General features: G+C 63.3%; 18 protein-coding genes. 14 read left to right on the top strand and 4 right to left on the bottom strand.

Translation table 11 applies throughout. From position 1 onward, the window contains the following. The first annotated feature begins 88 nt into the window (after positions 1 to 88). On the top strand, positions 89 to 343 hold the full coding sequence (locus ISM_RS01190; RefSeq protein WP_009812263.1) for a DUF2312 domain-containing protein: 255 nt from the start codon (positions 89 to 91) through the stop codon (positions 341 to 343). Positions 344 to 435: 92 nt separating this feature from the next. Here the strand turns inward: ISM_RS01190 and rplI are convergent, their stop codons facing one another. From rplI to rpsF, 3 genes are read right to left on the bottom strand one after another with little or no spacing between them, the layout of a single operon-like run. Continuing rightward, entirely contained in the window at positions 436 to 1,068 is a 633-nt protein-coding gene (gene rplI / locus ISM_RS01185; protein WP_009812262.1) for a 50S ribosomal protein L9, read from the bottom strand. Between the two features lie 10 nt (positions 1,069 to 1,078). Further along, complete coding sequence (rpsR, locus tag ISM_RS01180; RefSeq protein ID WP_009805008.1) at positions 1,079 to 1,306, bottom strand: 30S ribosomal protein S18; 228 nt, start codon at positions 1,304 to 1,306, stop codon at positions 1,079 to 1,081. A gap of 17 nt (positions 1,307 to 1,323) precedes the next feature. Continuing rightward, the gene (rpsF, locus tag ISM_RS01175) at positions 1,324 to 1,680 is read right to left on the bottom strand and encodes a 30S ribosomal protein S6 (RefSeq protein ID WP_009812261.1); all 357 of its coding nucleotides are present in this window, start codon (positions 1,678 to 1,680) and stop codon (positions 1,324 to 1,326) included. Between the two features lie 285 nt (positions 1,681 to 1,965). Here rpsF and ISM_RS01170 point away from each other — a divergent pair, with 285 nt between their 5' ends. After that, entirely contained in the window at positions 1,966 to 2,457 is a 492-nt protein-coding gene (locus ISM_RS01170; protein ID WP_009812260.1) for a hypothetical protein, read from the top strand. A 209-nt stretch (positions 2,458 to 2,666) separates the two neighbouring features. Then, entirely contained in the window at positions 2,667 to 3,212 is a 546-nt protein-coding gene (locus tag ISM_RS01165) for a YceI family protein (RefSeq protein WP_254655627.1), read from the top strand. A gap of 68 nt (positions 3,213 to 3,280) precedes the next feature. Here ISM_RS01165 and ISM_RS01160 read toward each other — a convergent pair whose 3' ends face one another. Further along, positions 3,281 to 4,513 carry a cytochrome b/b6 domain-containing protein gene (locus tag ISM_RS01160; RefSeq protein WP_009812258.1) on the bottom strand — a complete coding sequence of 411 codons (1,233 nt, stop codon included), beginning with the start codon at positions 4,511 to 4,513 and terminating at the stop codon, positions 3,281 to 3,283. A gap of 154 nt (positions 4,514 to 4,667) precedes the next feature. On the opposite strand from ISM_RS01160, the gene fabD reads away from it, so the two are divergent. The 11 genes from fabD to infA all read left to right on the top strand — a co-directional run bounded on the left by fabD (position 4,668) and on the right by infA (position 14,522). Then, on the top strand, positions 4,668 to 5,609 hold the full coding sequence (fabD, locus tag ISM_RS01155; RefSeq protein ID WP_040617749.1) for an ACP S-malonyltransferase: 942 nt from the start codon (positions 4,668 to 4,670) through the stop codon (positions 5,607 to 5,609). 63 nt (positions 5,610 to 5,672) lie between these two features. After that, positions 5,673 to 6,410, top strand: a complete 738-nt coding sequence (gene fabG / locus ISM_RS01150; protein WP_009812256.1) for a 3-oxoacyl-[acyl-carrier-protein] reductase — start codon at positions 5,673 to 5,675, stop codon at positions 6,408 to 6,410. A gap of 252 nt (positions 6,411 to 6,662) precedes the next feature. Then, a complete protein-coding gene (locus tag ISM_RS01145) occupies positions 6,663 to 6,896 on the top strand; it encodes an acyl carrier protein (protein ID WP_009812255.1) in 234 nt (77 codons plus the stop codon). A gap of 214 nt (positions 6,897 to 7,110) precedes the next feature. Beyond that, entirely contained in the window at positions 7,111 to 7,854 is a 744-nt protein-coding gene (locus ISM_RS01140; RefSeq protein ID WP_009812254.1) for a 1-(5-phosphoribosyl)-5-[(5-phosphoribosylamino)methylideneamino] imidazole-4-carboxamide isomerase, read from the top strand. Positions 7,855 to 7,968: 114 nt separating this feature from the next. Continuing rightward, positions 7,969 to 9,228 (top strand): beta-ketoacyl-ACP synthase II, encoded by a 1,260-nt coding sequence (gene fabF, locus ISM_RS01135; protein ID WP_040617748.1) that lies wholly within the window; start codon positions 7,969 to 7,971, stop codon positions 9,226 to 9,228. Next, positions 9,228 to 10,382, top strand: coding sequence for an endolytic transglycosylase MltG (mltG, locus tag ISM_RS01130; RefSeq protein WP_009812252.1), 1,155 nt, complete (start codon positions 9,228 to 9,230; stop codon positions 10,380 to 10,382). The genes fabF and mltG overlap by 1 nt, the downstream gene beginning before the upstream one ends. 166 nt (positions 10,383 to 10,548) lie before the next feature. Beyond that, entirely contained in the window at positions 10,549 to 12,345 is a 1,797-nt protein-coding gene (locus ISM_RS01125; protein ID WP_009812251.1) for an ABC transporter transmembrane domain-containing protein, read from the top strand. Between the two features lie 317 nt (positions 12,346 to 12,662). Then, the gene (gene relB / locus ISM_RS01120) at positions 12,663 to 12,956 is read left to right on the top strand and encodes a type II toxin-antitoxin system RelB family antitoxin (protein ID WP_009812250.1); all 294 of its coding nucleotides are present in this window, start codon (positions 12,663 to 12,665) and stop codon (positions 12,954 to 12,956) included. After that, positions 12,949 to 13,224, top strand: a complete 276-nt coding sequence (locus ISM_RS01115; RefSeq protein ID WP_009812249.1) for a type II toxin-antitoxin system RelE/ParE family toxin — start codon at positions 12,949 to 12,951, stop codon at positions 13,222 to 13,224. Before relB ends, ISM_RS01115 begins: the two co-directional genes overlap by 8 nt. Positions 13,225 to 13,333: 109 nt before the next feature. Further along, positions 13,334 to 14,218 (top strand): carbon-nitrogen hydrolase family protein, encoded by an 885-nt coding sequence (locus ISM_RS01110; RefSeq protein ID WP_009812248.1) that lies wholly within the window; start codon positions 13,334 to 13,336, stop codon positions 14,216 to 14,218. An 85-nt stretch (positions 14,219 to 14,303) separates the two neighbouring features. Continuing rightward, positions 14,304 to 14,522 carry a translation initiation factor IF-1 gene (gene infA / locus ISM_RS01105; RefSeq protein ID WP_005978431.1) on the top strand — a complete coding sequence of 73 codons (219 nt, stop codon included), beginning with the start codon at positions 14,304 to 14,306 and terminating at the stop codon, positions 14,520 to 14,522. Positions 14,523 to 14,533 lie beyond the last annotated feature (11 nt).

Below are 14,533 nucleotides of genomic sequence, written 5' to 3'. Positions count from 1 at the left end.
TCGGCCCGGCTGGCAAGGGTGCGAAACGGGCTTGCGAGCGTTCTGAGCCCGCGTTAGGCAGATAAAAAAGCCAGAATGGAGACATCACATGCAGGATGCCGAGAGCAGTTACCGGGTCACCGCCGACGAGTTGCGCCAGTTCATAGAGCGGTTCGAGCGGCTGGAAGCCGAGAAAAAGGATGTGGCCGAGCAGCAAAAGGAAGTCATGGCCGAGGCCAAGGCCCGGGGCTATGACACCAAGGTCATGCGCAAGGTCATCGCGCTGCGCAAGCGCGACAAGGACGACATTGCCGAAGAAGAGGCCGTGCTCGAGATGTACAAAGAAGCGCTCGGCATGGGGTAAGGCCCCGCGCAGGGGCGGCCTCGCGCCTCACCAGACATGAAAAAAGCCGCGCAAGATGTTGCGCGGCTTTCTTTTTTGCTGAGGACAGAGGCTTAGGCCTTGTCGTCTTCGTCGGCGTCTTCGGGAAGAACTTCTTCCACGGTTTCGGCCAGATCTTCGTCGTCCGATGCGGCAGCGCCGATATCGTCGAAGAGTTCCGCGATCTCGTAATCAGCTGCGGCTTCTTCTTCCGCGGCCAGTTCCTGGATCGATTTGCCCGACGCTTGCAGCTCGGCCTCTTCGGGCGAACGTGCGACGTTGAGGACAACGGTGGCTTCGACTTCGGGGTGCAGGCTGACGATGACTTCGTGCAGGCCCAGTTCCTTGATCGGCGAGGTCAGCGACACTTGCTTGCGGTCGACCGAGAAGCCGTTCTCGGTCGCGGCGTCAGCGGCGTCACGGGTGGTGACCGAACCGTAGAGCGCGCCCGAATCCGCCGCTTGGCGAATCACGACGAACTGTTGACCGTCGAGGTTTGCCGCCAGGCTTTCGGCTTCTTTCTTGGTTTCCAGGTTGCGCGCTTCGAGCTGCGCTTTCTGGTCCTCGAAATTGGCGATGTTCTCTTTCGAGGCGGTCAGCGCCTTGCCCTGACGGAGCAGGTAATTGCGCGCATAGCCGGCTTTGACGTCGACCACTTCGCCCATCTGGCCGAGCTTGGCCACGCGTTCGAGAAGGATAACTTGCATGGTTCTCTCCTTACTTCACAGCGTAGGGCAGCAGGGCGAGGAAGCGGGCGCGTTTGATGGCACGGGCCAGTTCACGCTGCTTCTTTGCCGAGACGGCAGTGATGCGCGAGGGCACGATCTTGCCACGCTCAGAGATGTAGCGTTGCAGCAGTTTCGTGTCTTTGTAGTCGATCTTCGGCGCGTTCTCACCCGAGAAGGGGCAAACTTTACGACGGCGGAAAAATGGTTTTGCAGCCATGGGTTAGTCTCCTTCTCTTACGCGCGGCGCTCGCGGCGTTCGCCACGTTCGTCACGTTTTTGCATTTGCACCGAGGGGCCTTCTGCGTGCTCGTCGACCTTGATGGTCAGGACGCGCATCACGTCGTCATGCAGGCGCATGAGGCGTTCCATTTCCTGAACCGCTGCGGCAGGCGCGTCGGATTTCAGAAAGGCGTAATGGCCCTTGCGGTTTTTGTTGATCTTGTAGGCCATCGTTTTGACGCCCCAGTACTCGCTCTCGACGACTTTGCCGCCGTTGTCCGAGAGGACCGTCCCGAAATGTTCGACCAGTCCTTCGGCCTGCGTGTTCGACAGGTCCTGACGCGAGATAAAGACATGCTCATAAAGCGGCATGTGTGCTCCATTTCTATCAAGGCGCATTTCATAGGACGGGCTTATGATGTCCGGTTGCGGCCCATCCACGAGAGACTGCGCGGTTCCATAAAGATGCGACCGGACGCGGGCGTTTACCCCGGATCAGGGCAGGGCACAAGGGCTCGCGGTCTTTTGCCGGGTGGTAGGTCTGCGGTGGCGATAGATCAAACGCGAGAGAAAGAACGAGAATTGACCCCAGCATTGCCCAAATCACGGCCCATTTGCCGCGGAGACTGAGAGGCGACATATGAAAAGGATCGCCCGATGACCGCCTTGCCCGATACGATCATGCCTGACCGCGCTCTGCCTGTTCTGCCCGAGATTTCCATGGCCGATGAGGAGGGCACGAAACATGTGCTCATCCGGCTGGCCTGTCGCGGGCTCGGGGTGGCGCTCATCATTGCGGCCGCCGGTGTGTGGCTGGTGCCGGTCGCGCCGGGCGATGGCCTGATGCAGATGACCAAGCTGCTGTTTTCGCTGGCCTTCGTGGGGCTTGGCCTGTTGGGGCTGACGTGGCAGGTCGATGCAGGGCTGCCCGATATCACCATCGATCCCGAGCGTCGCGAGATCCGCATGACCGAATTTGACGCCAAGGGCCGGGTGCGGTCGGAGCTGTCGCATCGCTTTGACGATCTGAGCGATGTGGTGCTGCGGGATGACTGGCTGACCGCGCGGGATGGCCATGGGCGGCTTCTGGTGTCGCTGCCGGTGCGTGATCCGCGTGCGGTCAAGGCGTTGCGTGCGGCCTTTCGCTAAGCGCCTGAGATAAGCGGCGTAACCCTCTTGAAAAGCGGCGGGAAAATGGCGGATTTCCGCCGTGCCCCGCTCTGTTCGCCGTTCCACACAGAATGTTGACTTCTACAGGGTTGCTGCATCCCCGCAGCACCGTAAGATCATCGGCGACGTTGGTCTTACCAGGAGTAAACAAAATGACGTATCTACCCCGTGCGATGGCAGCGGCCGCAATGGCCATGATGGCAACCACTGCAATGGCAGAGCCGGTGAAATACACGCTCGACGCCAGCCATTCCCAAGTTGTGTTCAGCTATGACCACCTGGGATTTTCGACCACTTACAACATGTTCGGCGGCTTTGAGGGCGAGATCATGTTCGATCAGGACGCGCCCGAGGCCTCGTCCGTGTCGGTGGAAATCCCCGTGATGTCGATGCTGACCGGCTGGGAAAAGCGTGTGGCCCACCTGATGAGCGATGATTTCTTCGGGGCGGAAGAGGGCGATATGATCACCTTTACCTCAACCGGGATTGAGGTGACGGGGGAGAATACGGCGAATATCACGGGTGATCTGACGATCAATGATGTGACGCAGTCGGTGGTTCTCGACACCAAGCTGAACAAGGCGGCGCAGCATCCGATGGCGGGCAAGGATTGGGTCGGGTTCGATGCCACGACGACGATCAAACGGTCGGATTACGGTCTTGGCAAATTCGCCCCGAATGTGGGTGACGAGCTCAACGTGATGATCTCGATCGAGGCGCAGAAAGAGGGCTAAGCCCCTCAACTTGCGAGTGTTTACCCCTGCGCGGAGCGATCTGCGCAGGGGTTTCTTTTGCCCGCTCGTCACTCGGCCCGGGTGGCGGTCAGGTCGAAGGAGATGACCACGTCGAAGGCGAGCGATCCTTCGTCCGAGACGCTGTCGCCGATGCCGAAGGCGCGGCGGTCGACACTGGTCTTGCCATGGGCTGTGGCGGTGTCGCCCTCGATGCTGAGAGTGACCGGAAAAGACAGCGGAACCTCGATGCTGCGAATGGTCAGTATTCCGTCGGTAACCAGTCGGTCCTCATTTTGGCGCAAAACGGCGGCATAGCTGGCGGTGGGAAAGCTGCTGCTGGCGAGGAAATCGGGGCCGGTGGCCTGATCCGTGACGCTGCCGAGGCTGAGCGAGCCGGTGTCGATGCTGACCTCGACCGCGCCATGTTTGCCCTCGGCATCCGGGGTCTCGTCATAGGTGATATTGGCGGTCCAATTGGCAAACTGGCCCGAGACCTCCTGACCCATCTGCTGGATCGCGATGGAGAGCTCGCCCGAGGTGACCTGCCATTGACCGGGTTCGGCCTCGGCCTGGGTGACCTGGGCGGCGGGGGCGTCATGGGTGCTGGGGAACCAGCCGAGCTGGTTCGCGCCGAGCAGCGCCACCGCCCAGACCGCGAGCGCGCCGAGGATCGGCAGGGCATGGCCCGGTTGCTTGGCCGTGGGTTCGCCACGGGTGTTGCCGGGCAGCATCCGGCGCAGCGTCGCGTCCTTGTCGATCACATGATGTTTGAGCGCGCCCATGACATGCAGCGCAATCGCGCCGATCAGCACCCATTGCAGGATATAATGCAGCGTGGCGAAGAGCTCGGCCACATGCGGGTCTTTGGGCACGAAGGGCAGGCCTTGGCCGAAGGGCCACCAGATCGGCGCAAAGCCGGTGGTCGCCGCGTGGTCGATCCAACCGGTGAGCGGGACGAGCACCAGCGAGCCATAGAGCAGCCAATGCACAAGCTCGGCTAGGATCGCCTCGGCCCGGTGGTCGCCGTTGAGCAAACCGGGCTTGGGCTGGGTCACGGCCCAGAGGATGCGGGCCAGTGCCACGAAAAAGATCGTCACCCCAAGGGTCTTGTGGGTGGAAAAGAGCCAGGCGGCGCGGGCCAGATCGGCGGCGCTCGGCTGGGCCCCGGCGGCCTGCACCGCCTCGGCCTGCCAAGAGGCCACGAGGCCAAAGCCGATGTTCGACAGGATCAGCAGGGCGGTGAGCCAGTGAAAGGTTTTTGCGACCGAGCCGTAGCTGGCGGCAGTGTTGGACGTGGACATATATCGTCTCCGAAACTCAGGTTGCCGCCATGGTAATCTATTCGCGTAACAGCACAATCACCGCCATTGCACGGGACATGTGCACGGATGTGAGCGTTGCCTTGCCGGCCAATGCACGGTATCCGACGACAAAGGCTAGTTGGGAGAGGGTTTCATGAGCCGAGCATTCGTATTTCCGGGGCAGGGTGCCCAGACGATCGGGATGGGCAAGGCCCTCGCCGAGGCCTATCCGGCGGCCAAGGCCGTGTTTGACGAGGTTGATGAGGCGCTGGGCGAAAAGCTGTCGCAGCTGATCTGGGAAGGGGAGCAGGACAAGCTGACCCTGACCCAGAACGCACAGCCGGCGCTGATGGTCACCTCGCTCGCGGCGATGCGGGCGCTTGAGGCGGAAGGCGTGAGCATTGATGCGGCGGCCTTCGTGGCGGGGCATTCGTTGGGCGAATATTCGGCGCTGGCGGCGGCGGGGGCGATGTCCATCGCCGACACCGCGCGCCTGCTGCGCACCCGTGGCGTGGCCATGCAGGAGGCGGTGCCGGTGGGTCAGGGCGCGATGGCGGCGCTGCTGGGGCTCGATTTCGACACGGTGCGCGAGGTGGCCGCCGAGGCCGCCGAGCAAGAGGTCTGTCAGGCCGCCAATGACAATGACCCCGGTCAGGTGGTCGTGTCGGGCCATAAGGCGGCGGTCGAGCGGGCGGTCGAGCTTGCCAAGGGGCGGGGCGCCAAGCGGGCGATGCTGCTGCCGGTGTCGGCGCCTTTCCATTGTGAATTGATGGCGCCTGCCGCCAAGGTCATGGCCGAGGCGCTCGACGATGTGGAAATCCACGCGCCGAAAGTGCCGCTGGTGGCCAATGTCATCGCGCGTTCGGCGGAAGACCCGGCGACGATCCGCTCGCTTCTGGTGAGCCAGGTCACCGGTTCGGTGCGCTGGCGCGAGTCGGTGGAGCAGATGGTGGCCGATGGGGTCACCGAGTTCTGGGAAATCGGCGCGGGCAAGGCGCTCAGCGGGATGATCCGCCGGATCAACCGCGAGGCGGCCACGCGGACCGTGGGCACGCCGGATGAGGTGAAAGCCGCGGCCGAGGCGCTTCAGGGCTGATCGCCAGAAGAGCGCGCCACAACAGGATGCCGTGCCCGAGGGCACAAAAAGAAGGTTTAGGATATGTTTGATCTCACTGGGAAAAACGCATTGGTCACCGGCGCGTCGGGCGGCATTGGCGGGGCGATTGCCAAGGCGCTGCATGGCGCGGGGGCGACCGTCGGGCTGAGCGGGACGCGGGTTGAGCCGCTCGAGGCGCTGGCCGCCGAGCTCGGCGAGCGGGCGCATGTGCTGCCCTGCAACCTGTCGGATGGCGACGCGGTCGATGCACTGCCGAAACAGGCGATCGAGGCGATGGGCGGGCTCGATATTCTCGTCAACAATGCCGGGATCACCCGCGACCAGATTTTCATGCGCATGTCGGACGAGGAGTGGCAGCAGGTGCTCGACGTCAACCTGACCAGCACGATGCGCCTGTGCCGGGGCGTGATGCGCCCGATGATGAAGGCGCGTTGGGGCCGGATCATCAACATCAGCTCCATCGTCGGCACCACCGGCAATCCCGGGCAGGTCAACTATGCCGCCTCCAAGGCGGGCATGGTCGGCATGACCAAATCCATCGCCTATGAGGTGGCGAGCCGGGGCATCACGGCCAATGCCGTGGCACCGGGGTTCATTGCCACGGCGATGACCGAAAAGCTCAACGATGATCAAAAGGCCGCCATCAATGGCAAGATTCCCGCCGCCCGCATGGGCACGCCCGAGGAAATCGCCGCGGCGGTGCTCTATCTGGCGAGCCCCGAGGCGGGCTATGTCACCGGCAGCACGCTGCATGTGAACGGCGGAATGGCGATGATCTAAGGCGGCGATCCGCAAGGTCCCCCCTTGCAATTTTGCCGCCAGTCCCCATTCTGGACAAATCGTTTGCCAATGGCGCGGCATGTGCTATAGGCGGCGCAGATTGGCTAGGAGGCGTTCAAGGCTTCTGACGTTCCGGTGGGAACTGGGCCGTGACCGCCGCCCGCAGGGCAGAACAGAAAACCCGGTGCCGCAGCCTTAGCGGGCCGGTGCGAATGGGCCGCAAGGTCCGAGTGAAACGAAGAGGAATTTGGCATGAGCGATATCGCAGACCGCGTGAAAAAGATCGTTGTGGAACATCTTGGCGTCGAAGAAGACAAGGTCACTGAAAGCGCCTCCTTCATCGACGATCTGGGCGCAGACAGCCTCGACACGGTCGAACTGGTCATGGCCTTCGAAGAAGAGTTCGGCATCGAGATCCCCGATGACGCCGCAGAGAACATCCAGACCTTCGGCGACGCGGTGAAATTCATCAACGAGGCCTCCTAAGCCCCGCTGCGAACGCATCTTGCGAGTTTGGTAAACCCCCGTCCCAGTGGCGGGGGTTTTCTTTTGTGCGCGCTTTCGCCGGATTTCTGCGGGGGCCGCCGGAATTTGACGCGAGAGTGCCGATTTGGGATCATGGTCCCCAGGTGTTTTCCCACAAGCTTAGCGTGCTGCCCAATGTCGGGGGCTTACTGGTTCTGAAGGAGGACAGGCTTCCATGATTATCTATCCCACACTTGAATTGAAGAACGGCAAATGCGTGTCGCTGACCCGGGGTCGTCTTGACGAGCCGGTGCTGTGGCATGTCGATCCGGTCGAGACGGCGCGGAGCTTTGTCGAGGCCGGGGCCGAATGGATGCATGTGACCGATATGGATGCGCTCGCTGGTGGCGAGGGCAATGAGGCGCTGATCTCCGAGATCATCCGCGCGGTGGGCATTCCCGTGCAGCTTGGCGGCGGGTTCCGGTCGCGCGAACGGGTTGAGCACTGGATCGGGCAGGGGGCCGGGCGGATCGTCATCGGCACGATGGCCGCGCATGATCCGGATCTGCTGCGCGAATTGGCGAAATACCATCCCGATCAGATCGTTCTGGCGGTGGATATCTATCAGGGCGCGGTGATGACCGAGGGCTGGCAGAGCCAGAGCGCCTTTGATCCGGCCGATTATATCAAGGCGTTCGACGATGCGCCGCTGGCGGGGATCATCCTCACCGATGTGGACGCCGATATCGAGGACAGCGACGGCAGCCTCGGGCTCATCACCTCGCTCGCGGCACAGACCCGGCATCCGGTCATCGCGCGCGGCACGGTGCGCAGTGCCGATGATGTGGCGCGGCTCAAATATGTGCCGAATATCGCCGGCACGCTGATCGGGCGGGCGCTGTTGTCGCGCGATGTCGATCTCGGCGAGGCGCTGGCGCTGGCGAGCGCCACGAAAGGGCCGGTCGCGGCCTTCCAATAAGCGAAAAAAGGGGTAAACTTCGGGGCTGTCGCGCATCTGCACAGTCCCGGACTTGCCCATCGGGGCCAAGCCGGGGTATGAGGCGCGGAACTTGGCAAGATAAAGGGCAGCATTATGCGTCGTGTCGTTGTTACGGGTCTTGGATTGGTCACGCCTCTTGCGGATGGCGTGGAAGAAACCTGGAGCCGCCTTCTGGACGGTCAGTCCGGTGCTGGAACGATCACCCGTTTCGACCCGCAGAACGTGGTCACCAAATATGCCTGCGAAGTGCCGATGGGCGATGGCTCTGACGGGACGTTCAACGCCGATGATTACATGGAGCCGAAAGAGCGCCGCAAAGTGGATGATTTCATCCTCTACGGTGTCGCGGCGGCCGATCAGGCGGTGCGGGATGCAAACTGGATGCCCGAGGACGAGGAAAGCCGTCTGCGCACCGGCGTGATGCTCGGCTCTGGCATTGGCGGGCTGCAATCCATTGAACAGACCACGCTTCTCATCCGGGACAAGGGTGTGCGGCGGGTGTCGCCCTTCTTTATTCCCGGCGCGCTGATCAACCTGATCAGCGGTCAGGTGGGCATCCGCTATGGCTTTAAAGGCCCGAACCATTCGGTGGTGACCGCCTGTTCGACGGGTGCGCATGCGATTGGCGACGCGGCGCGGCTGATCATGTTCGGCGATGCCGATGTGATGGTGGCCGGGGGCGCCGAGGCGGCGATCTGCGAGATCGGCATCGCCGGATTCAACGCCTGCAAGGCGCTGTCGACCAAGCGCGCGGATGATCCCAAGGCCGCAAGCCGCCCCTATGACGAAGACCGCGACGGGTTTGTCATGGGCGAGGGCGCGGGGGTTGTCGTGCTCGAAGAGCTCGAACATGCCAAGGCGCGGGGCGCCAAGATCTATGCCGAAATCCTCGGCTATGGCCTGTCGGGCGATGCCTATCACATCACCGCGCCCTCTGAGGATGGCGATGGCGGCTACCGCGCGATGAAAATGGCGCTCGGCCATGCCGGGATCGACCCGTCCGAGGTGGATTACATCAACGCCCATGGCACATCGACCATGGCCGACACGATTGAGCTCAAGGCGGTGGAACGTCTTCTGGGCGATGCGGCGTCGAAAGCGGCGATGAGCTCGACCAAATCGGCGACCGGGCACCTGCTCGGCGCGGCGGGGGCGATTGAGGCGATCTTTTCGATCCTCGCGGTGCGCGATCAGGTGGTGCCGCCGACGATCAACCTCGACAATCCGGCGGTGGAAAGCCCGATCGATCTGGTGCCCAACGTCAAGCAGGAGCGCAAGGTCGACGTGGCCATGTCCAACAGCTTTGGCTTTGGCGGCACCAATGCCAGCCTCTGTATCGGGAAGCTTCGATAATGTGGCGGCATATCGCCTCGAACGCGCTGACCTTTTTCGTTGTGATCACCTTCCTGCTGGGGGGCGTGATCCTCTGGGGGCAGTCGACCTATCATGCCGAAGGGCCTCTCGCTGAGCCGATCTGCCTGCGGGTACCGAGCGGGTCGAACATGCGTAAGGTCTCGTTGCAGTTGGAAAAAGACGGGGCGGTGACGCATCCGGCGCTGCTGCGGATCGGGGCGGATTACGCCGAGAAGACCGGACAGCTCAAGGCCGGTAGCTGGCTCATCCCGGAAGGGGCGAGCATGGGCGAGATCGTCGATCTCGTGACCCGCGGCGGGGCCAGCACCTGTGGCACGGAAGTGGTCTATCGCATCGGGGTGACCCGGTCCGAGGTCGAGGTGCGCGAGCTGGATCCCACCACCAACCGTTTTGTCGAAATTGCCGAGTTCACGCCCGGCGAGGGCGAGGTGCCGGCAGAGTTCACGCGGGTGCGGCAGGCGGGGGATACGCGCTACCGGATCGCGATTGCCGAGGGCACGACAAGCTGGCAGATCGTGGAAGGTCTGAAGTCGGTGGATGTGATGGCCGGAGAGGTCGAAGAGATCCCCGCCGAAGGCATGCTGGCGCCTGACAGCTATGAGGTCAACGAGGGCGCGAGCCGGGTTGAGCTTTTGAAAAAGATGCAGCAAGCCCAAGAGGTTCTGCTGGCCGAGGCCTGGCAGAACCGGGATGAGGACCTGCCGATCGAGACGCCGGAGGACCTGCTCAAGCTGGCGTCGATCATCGAGAAGGAAACCGGCGTCGCGGAAGAGCGCGAACAGGTGGCGAGCGTCTTTGTGAACCGGCTCAACCGTGGCATGCGGCTGCAGACCGACCCGACGGTGATCTATGGCATCACCGAGGGCAAGGGCGTGCTGGGCCGGGGGCTGCGACAGTCTGAGCTGCGCAAGGAAACCGCTTGGAATACCTATGTGATCGACGGTCTGCCCAAGACGCCGATTGCCAATCCGGGACGCGCCAGCCTCAAGGCGGCGGCCAATCCGGGGGAGACGAATTTCGTCTTCTTCGTGGCCGATGGAACGGGCGGACATGCCTTTGCCGAGACCTTGGAAGAGCATAACGCCAATGTCGCCCGCTGGCGTCAGATCGAGGCCGAACGGGCCAATCAATAGCGGGTCGGTACCACGTCGGTATTGCGACGGTAACACGACAGTCCGAATTTTCGCCCTGGGGCCCGCGCAGATGTCGCGGGCCCCTCGGCGTTTATGTCTCAGGGAACGCGCTTGACCCTTGCGGCGGCACCCGCCATCAAGACCGGCAATTGATGGGAGACGACATATGGCGCGGCGTGGCGGTTTGGATGCGGAGCTGGCAAAGCGGGAAAGCTCGAAAAGGATCGGCGGCCTGTCGGCGCTCTGGCCCTTTTTGCGGCCCTATCGGCTGTTGCTGGTGGCGGCGCTCGGGGCGCTGATCCTGACGGCGAGCATTTCGCTCATCCTGCCGATGGCGGTGCGCCGGGTGGTGGATAATTTCAACGCGCAGGATGGCGCGCTTCTGGATCGCTATTTCACCGCGGCGCTGCTCATCGCGGCGCTCTTGGCGCTGGGCACCGGGCTGCGCTATGCGCTGGTGACGCGCTTGGGCGAGCGGGTGGTGGCGGATATTCGCAAGGCGGTGTTCGACCGGGTGATCGGGATGAGCCCGGCCTTCTACGAGCGGATCATGACCGGCGAGGTTCTGAGCCGGATCACCACCGATACGACACTCATCCTGAGTGTCATCGGCTCATCCGTGTCGATCGCGCTGCGCAATGCGCTCATCTTCATCGGTGGGCTGACCTTGATGCTCTTTACCTCGGCCAAGCTGGCGGGGCTGGTGCTCTTGATCGTGCCGCTCATCCTGGTGCCGATCCTGACGCTGGGGCGGCGGCTGCGGGGGCTGAGCCGGGAGAATCAGGACTGGATCGCGGAAAGTTCGGGCAATGCGTCCGAGGCGCTTTTGAGCGTGCAGACGGTGCAGGCCTTTACCCATGAGGATCAGAGCCGGGCGCGGTTTGGCGCGGTGACCGAGCAGAGCTATGACGCGGCGCGGCGGCGGATTTTCACCCGGGCGCTGATGACGGTGATCGTGATCTTTCTGATCTTCGCCGGGGTGGTGTCGGTGCTGTGGATCGGGGCGCGGGATGTGCGCCTGGGGACGATGAGCGCCGGGATGCTGGTGCAATTCGTGATCTACGCGGTGCTGGTCGCCGGGTCCGTCGCGGCGCTGTCGGAAATCTGGGGCGAGTTGCAGCGCGCGGCGGGGGCGACCGAGCGGCTGGTTGATCTGTTGCATGCCGAGGATGCGGTGCGCGACCCGGAGGTGCCCCAGCCGGTGCCGACCCCGGTGCGCGGTGGGATCACCTTTGATCACGTCAATTTCGCCTATCCGTCGCGGCCTGACCGGGCGGCGCTCGACGATCTGACGCTGACGATTGCGCCGGGAGAAACCGTGGCGCTGGTCGGTCCCTCGGGGGCGGGCAAGACGACGATCATTCAGCTCATCCAGCGATTCTATGATCCGGCCAGTGGCACGGTGAGCCTCGATGGTGTGCCGCTCGACCAGATGGCGCGGCAGGCGTTTCGCAAACATATCGCGCTGGTGCCGCAGGACCCGGTGATCTTTGCCGCCTCGGCGCGCGACAATATCCGGTTTGGCCGGTTGGACGCGAGCGATGCCGAGGTCGAAGAGGCGGCGCGGCTGGCGGCGGCGCATGAGTTCATCAGCGCGCTGCCCGAGGGTTATGACAGCTATCTCGGCGAGCGGGGGGTGATGCTCTCGGGGGGGCAGAAGCAGCGGGTGGCGATTGCCCGGGCGATCCTGCGCGATGCGCCGGTGCTGTTGTTGGATGAGGCGACCAGCGCGCTCGATGCCGAGAGCGAGCGGGCGGTGCAGCAGGCGGTCGAGACCATGTCGCGCGACCGCACCACCATCGTCATCGCGCATCGGCTGGCCACGGTGAAAAAGGCCGACCGGATCATCGTCATGGAAGAGGGCCGGATTGTCGCCAGCGGCACCCATGACAGCCTTGTGGCGGAAGGCGGGCTCTATGCCCGTTTGGCGCGGCTGCAATTCACCGATGGGGAAGTCGTCTAGGCGTTTCCCCCTGCAATCTCTCCGGTGGGGGCCCTAGATATGAACCAACCCGGAGATGTGGAAGCGCTGCGGGGAGGGCGCCAAGTATGGCGCGCCTGTACTTGGTGTTTCGGAGCCAGTGCATCCTGTCTCAACGGCAGATTGTCATCGGCGGTGTAACCGAAATTCTGTGTGAAGACCTTAAGAGTGTTCTTGTGTTCAGGCCCCGGACGCGCTGCGCGTCCGGGGTTTTTCTATGGGCATGGGCATGTTCCCAAGCTGGCTTGAGTGTATCTCAATTGAGACCTATATTGGGTGGAGATACAGGAGATCGTGCCATGGCCACGCAAACCTCGATGCTTCATGTTCGCGTAGATGATCAGCTCAAGGCGCAGGCCGCCGAGGCGCTGTCGGGTGTCGGTTTGACGCTCTCGGATGCGGTTCGCATCCTGCTGACGCGGGTGGCGGCGGAGGGCGGGTTGCCTGCCGGTCTGACGGCCGATCCGGACAGCTATGACGCGTGGTTCCGGGCCAAGGTGCAGGAGGCGCTGGCCGATCCGCGCCCGGCAAAGCCGCAGGATCAGGTGATGCAAGAGGCGCGGGCGCTGATCGACGGGAAGCGCGGTGCCTGACCTGAGCTGGCTGGCTCCGGCGGTCGATGATCTGATGGCGATTGTCGATTACATCTCGGATGACAACCCGGACGCAGCCCTCGCCGTGATGACGGAAATTCAAGACAAGGTCGGCCAGCTTTCGGCGCATCCCAAACGCGGCCGTATGGGCCGGGTTGAGGGGACGCGGGAGCTGGTCGTTCGGCCCAACTATATCGTGGTCTATGCCGAAGACGCGACCTCGGTGATGGTGCTGCGTGTGTTGCATGCGGCGCAGATGTGGCCCTGAGCGGGATTTGGGGCGCCGATCCTCGTGCGGGTTTTCGGCGCGGCGGGCATTGCATGGGGCGCGGTGGCGGGCTACCTCAGGGGGGACGCGCCATGCCGAGGAGCCCGATATGAAAGTCGCCACCGCCGCCTATTCGCTCGACCCGCTGAAGGACTGGGCCGCCTATGCCGCCAAGCTCGAGGATTGGGTGTCGCGCGGGGCGCAGACGGGGGCGGAGATCCTCGTCTTTCCCGAATATGGCGCGATGGAGCTGGCGATGCTCGACGGGCCGGAGGCGGCGGGCGATCTGGAGCGGTCGCTGCACGCTGTGTCGGATCGGATCGGCGAGGCGGACGCGCTCCATTCCGAGCTGGCGAGCCGCTACAAGGTGCATATTCTCGCGGCGTCTGCCCCGGTCTTTGACGAGGCCTATGGCGCGCGTCCGGTGAACCGGGCGCGGCTTTTTTCGCCGACGGGCGGCGTCGGCGTGCAGGACAAGCAGATCATGACCCGATTCGAACGCGACCCTTGGGACGTGGTGCCGGGCGGGCCCTTGCAGCTTTTTGACACGCGGCTTGGCAAGATCGGCGTGCTGATCTGCTATGACAGCGAATATCCGCTCTTGGCGCGGGCGCTCAGCGAAGCGGAGCTGATCCTCGTGCCCTCGGCCACAGAGGCGCTGGCGGGCTATTGGCGGGTGCGGATCGGATCGATGGCGCGGGCGCTGGAACAGCAATGCGTCACCGCCATGTCGTCGATCGTCGGACCTGCGCCCTGGTGCCCCGCGGTGGATGAAAACGTCGGCATGGGGGGCATTTTCGGCCCGCCGGACCGGGGGTTTCCCTCGACCGGGGTGATTGCCGAAGGCACGCTCAACACGCCGGGCTGGACGGTGGGCGAGGTCGATCTTGGCCGGGTGGCGGAGGTGCGCGCCGATGGCGGGGTTCTCAACCGGAGCCACTGGGACGAGCAGCCCGAGCGCGTCCGCGAGGTCACAGAAGTGACCCTTGGGTGACAATCCGCTTGAAAAACTGCGGAAACAGGACCATGTAGAGCGCGATCCGCGGAATTCAGCGGAGAACTGTCTATGAGGAGACAACATGGCCAAGGAAGATACGCTCGAATTTCCCGGTGTCGTGAAGGAACTCCTGCCCAATGCGACGTTTCGGGTCGAGCTAGAGAATGGCCATGAGATCATCGCACATACGGCAGGCAAGATGCGCAAGAACCGCATCCGTGTTCTGGCTGGCGACAAGGTACAGGTCGAAATGACCCCCTATGATTTGACCAAGGGTCGGATCAACTATCGTTTCAAATAATCCACGTCCGG

The sequence above is a fragment of the Roseovarius nubinhibens ISM genome (genome assembly GCF_000152625.1).
GTDB classification, from domain to species: domain Bacteria; phylum Pseudomonadota; class Alphaproteobacteria; order Rhodobacterales; family Rhodobacteraceae; genus Roseovarius; species Roseovarius nubinhibens.
Note: the sequence above shows the minus strand (reverse complement) of the source record. Positions and strands in the feature narration are given on the sequence as shown.

What these genes read in the sequence shown, in the direction of transcription:
- ISM_RS01190 (WP_009812263.1), top strand. Translation starts at nt 89, where the DNA reads ATGCAGGATGCCGAGAGCAGTTACCGGGTCACCGCCGACGAGTTGCGC.
- rplI (WP_009812262.1), bottom strand. Translation starts at nt 1,068, where the DNA reads ATGCAAGTTATCCTTCTCGAACGCGTGGCCAAGCTCGGCCAGATGGGC.
- rpsR (WP_009805008.1), bottom strand. Translation starts at nt 1,306, where the DNA reads ATGGCTGCAAAACCATTTTTCCGCCGTCGTAAAGTTTGCCCCTTCTCG.
- rpsF (WP_009812261.1), bottom strand. Translation starts at nt 1,680, where the DNA reads ATGCCGCTTTATGAGCATGTCTTTATCTCGCGTCAGGACCTGTCGAAC.
- ISM_RS01170 (WP_009812260.1), top strand. Translation starts at nt 1,966, where the DNA reads ATGACCGCCTTGCCCGATACGATCATGCCTGACCGCGCTCTGCCTGTT.
- ISM_RS01165 (WP_254655627.1), top strand. Translation starts at nt 2,667, where the DNA reads ATGGCCATGATGGCAACCACTGCAATGGCAGAGCCGGTGAAATACACG.
- ISM_RS01160 (WP_009812258.1), bottom strand. Translation starts at nt 4,513, where the DNA reads ATGTCCACGTCCAACACTGCCGCCAGCTACGGCTCGGTCGCAAAAACC.
- fabD (WP_040617749.1), top strand. Translation starts at nt 4,668, where the DNA reads ATGAGCCGAGCATTCGTATTTCCGGGGCAGGGTGCCCAGACGATCGGG.
- fabG (WP_009812256.1), top strand. Translation starts at nt 5,673, where the DNA reads ATGTTTGATCTCACTGGGAAAAACGCATTGGTCACCGGCGCGTCGGGC.
- ISM_RS01145 (WP_009812255.1), top strand. Translation starts at nt 6,663, where the DNA reads ATGAGCGATATCGCAGACCGCGTGAAAAAGATCGTTGTGGAACATCTT.
- ISM_RS01140 (WP_009812254.1), top strand. Translation starts at nt 7,111, where the DNA reads ATGATTATCTATCCCACACTTGAATTGAAGAACGGCAAATGCGTGTCG.
- fabF (WP_040617748.1), top strand. Translation starts at nt 7,969, where the DNA reads ATGCGTCGTGTCGTTGTTACGGGTCTTGGATTGGTCACGCCTCTTGCG.
- mltG (WP_009812252.1), top strand. Translation starts at nt 9,228, where the DNA reads ATGTGGCGGCATATCGCCTCGAACGCGCTGACCTTTTTCGTTGTGATC.
- ISM_RS01125 (WP_009812251.1), top strand. Translation starts at nt 10,549, where the DNA reads ATGGCGCGGCGTGGCGGTTTGGATGCGGAGCTGGCAAAGCGGGAAAGC.
- relB (WP_009812250.1), top strand. Translation starts at nt 12,663, where the DNA reads ATGGCCACGCAAACCTCGATGCTTCATGTTCGCGTAGATGATCAGCTC.
- ISM_RS01110 (WP_009812248.1), top strand. Translation starts at nt 13,334, where the DNA reads ATGAAAGTCGCCACCGCCGCCTATTCGCTCGACCCGCTGAAGGACTGG.
- infA (WP_005978431.1), top strand. Translation starts at nt 14,304, where the DNA reads ATGGCCAAGGAAGATACGCTCGAATTTCCCGGTGTCGTGAAGGAACTC.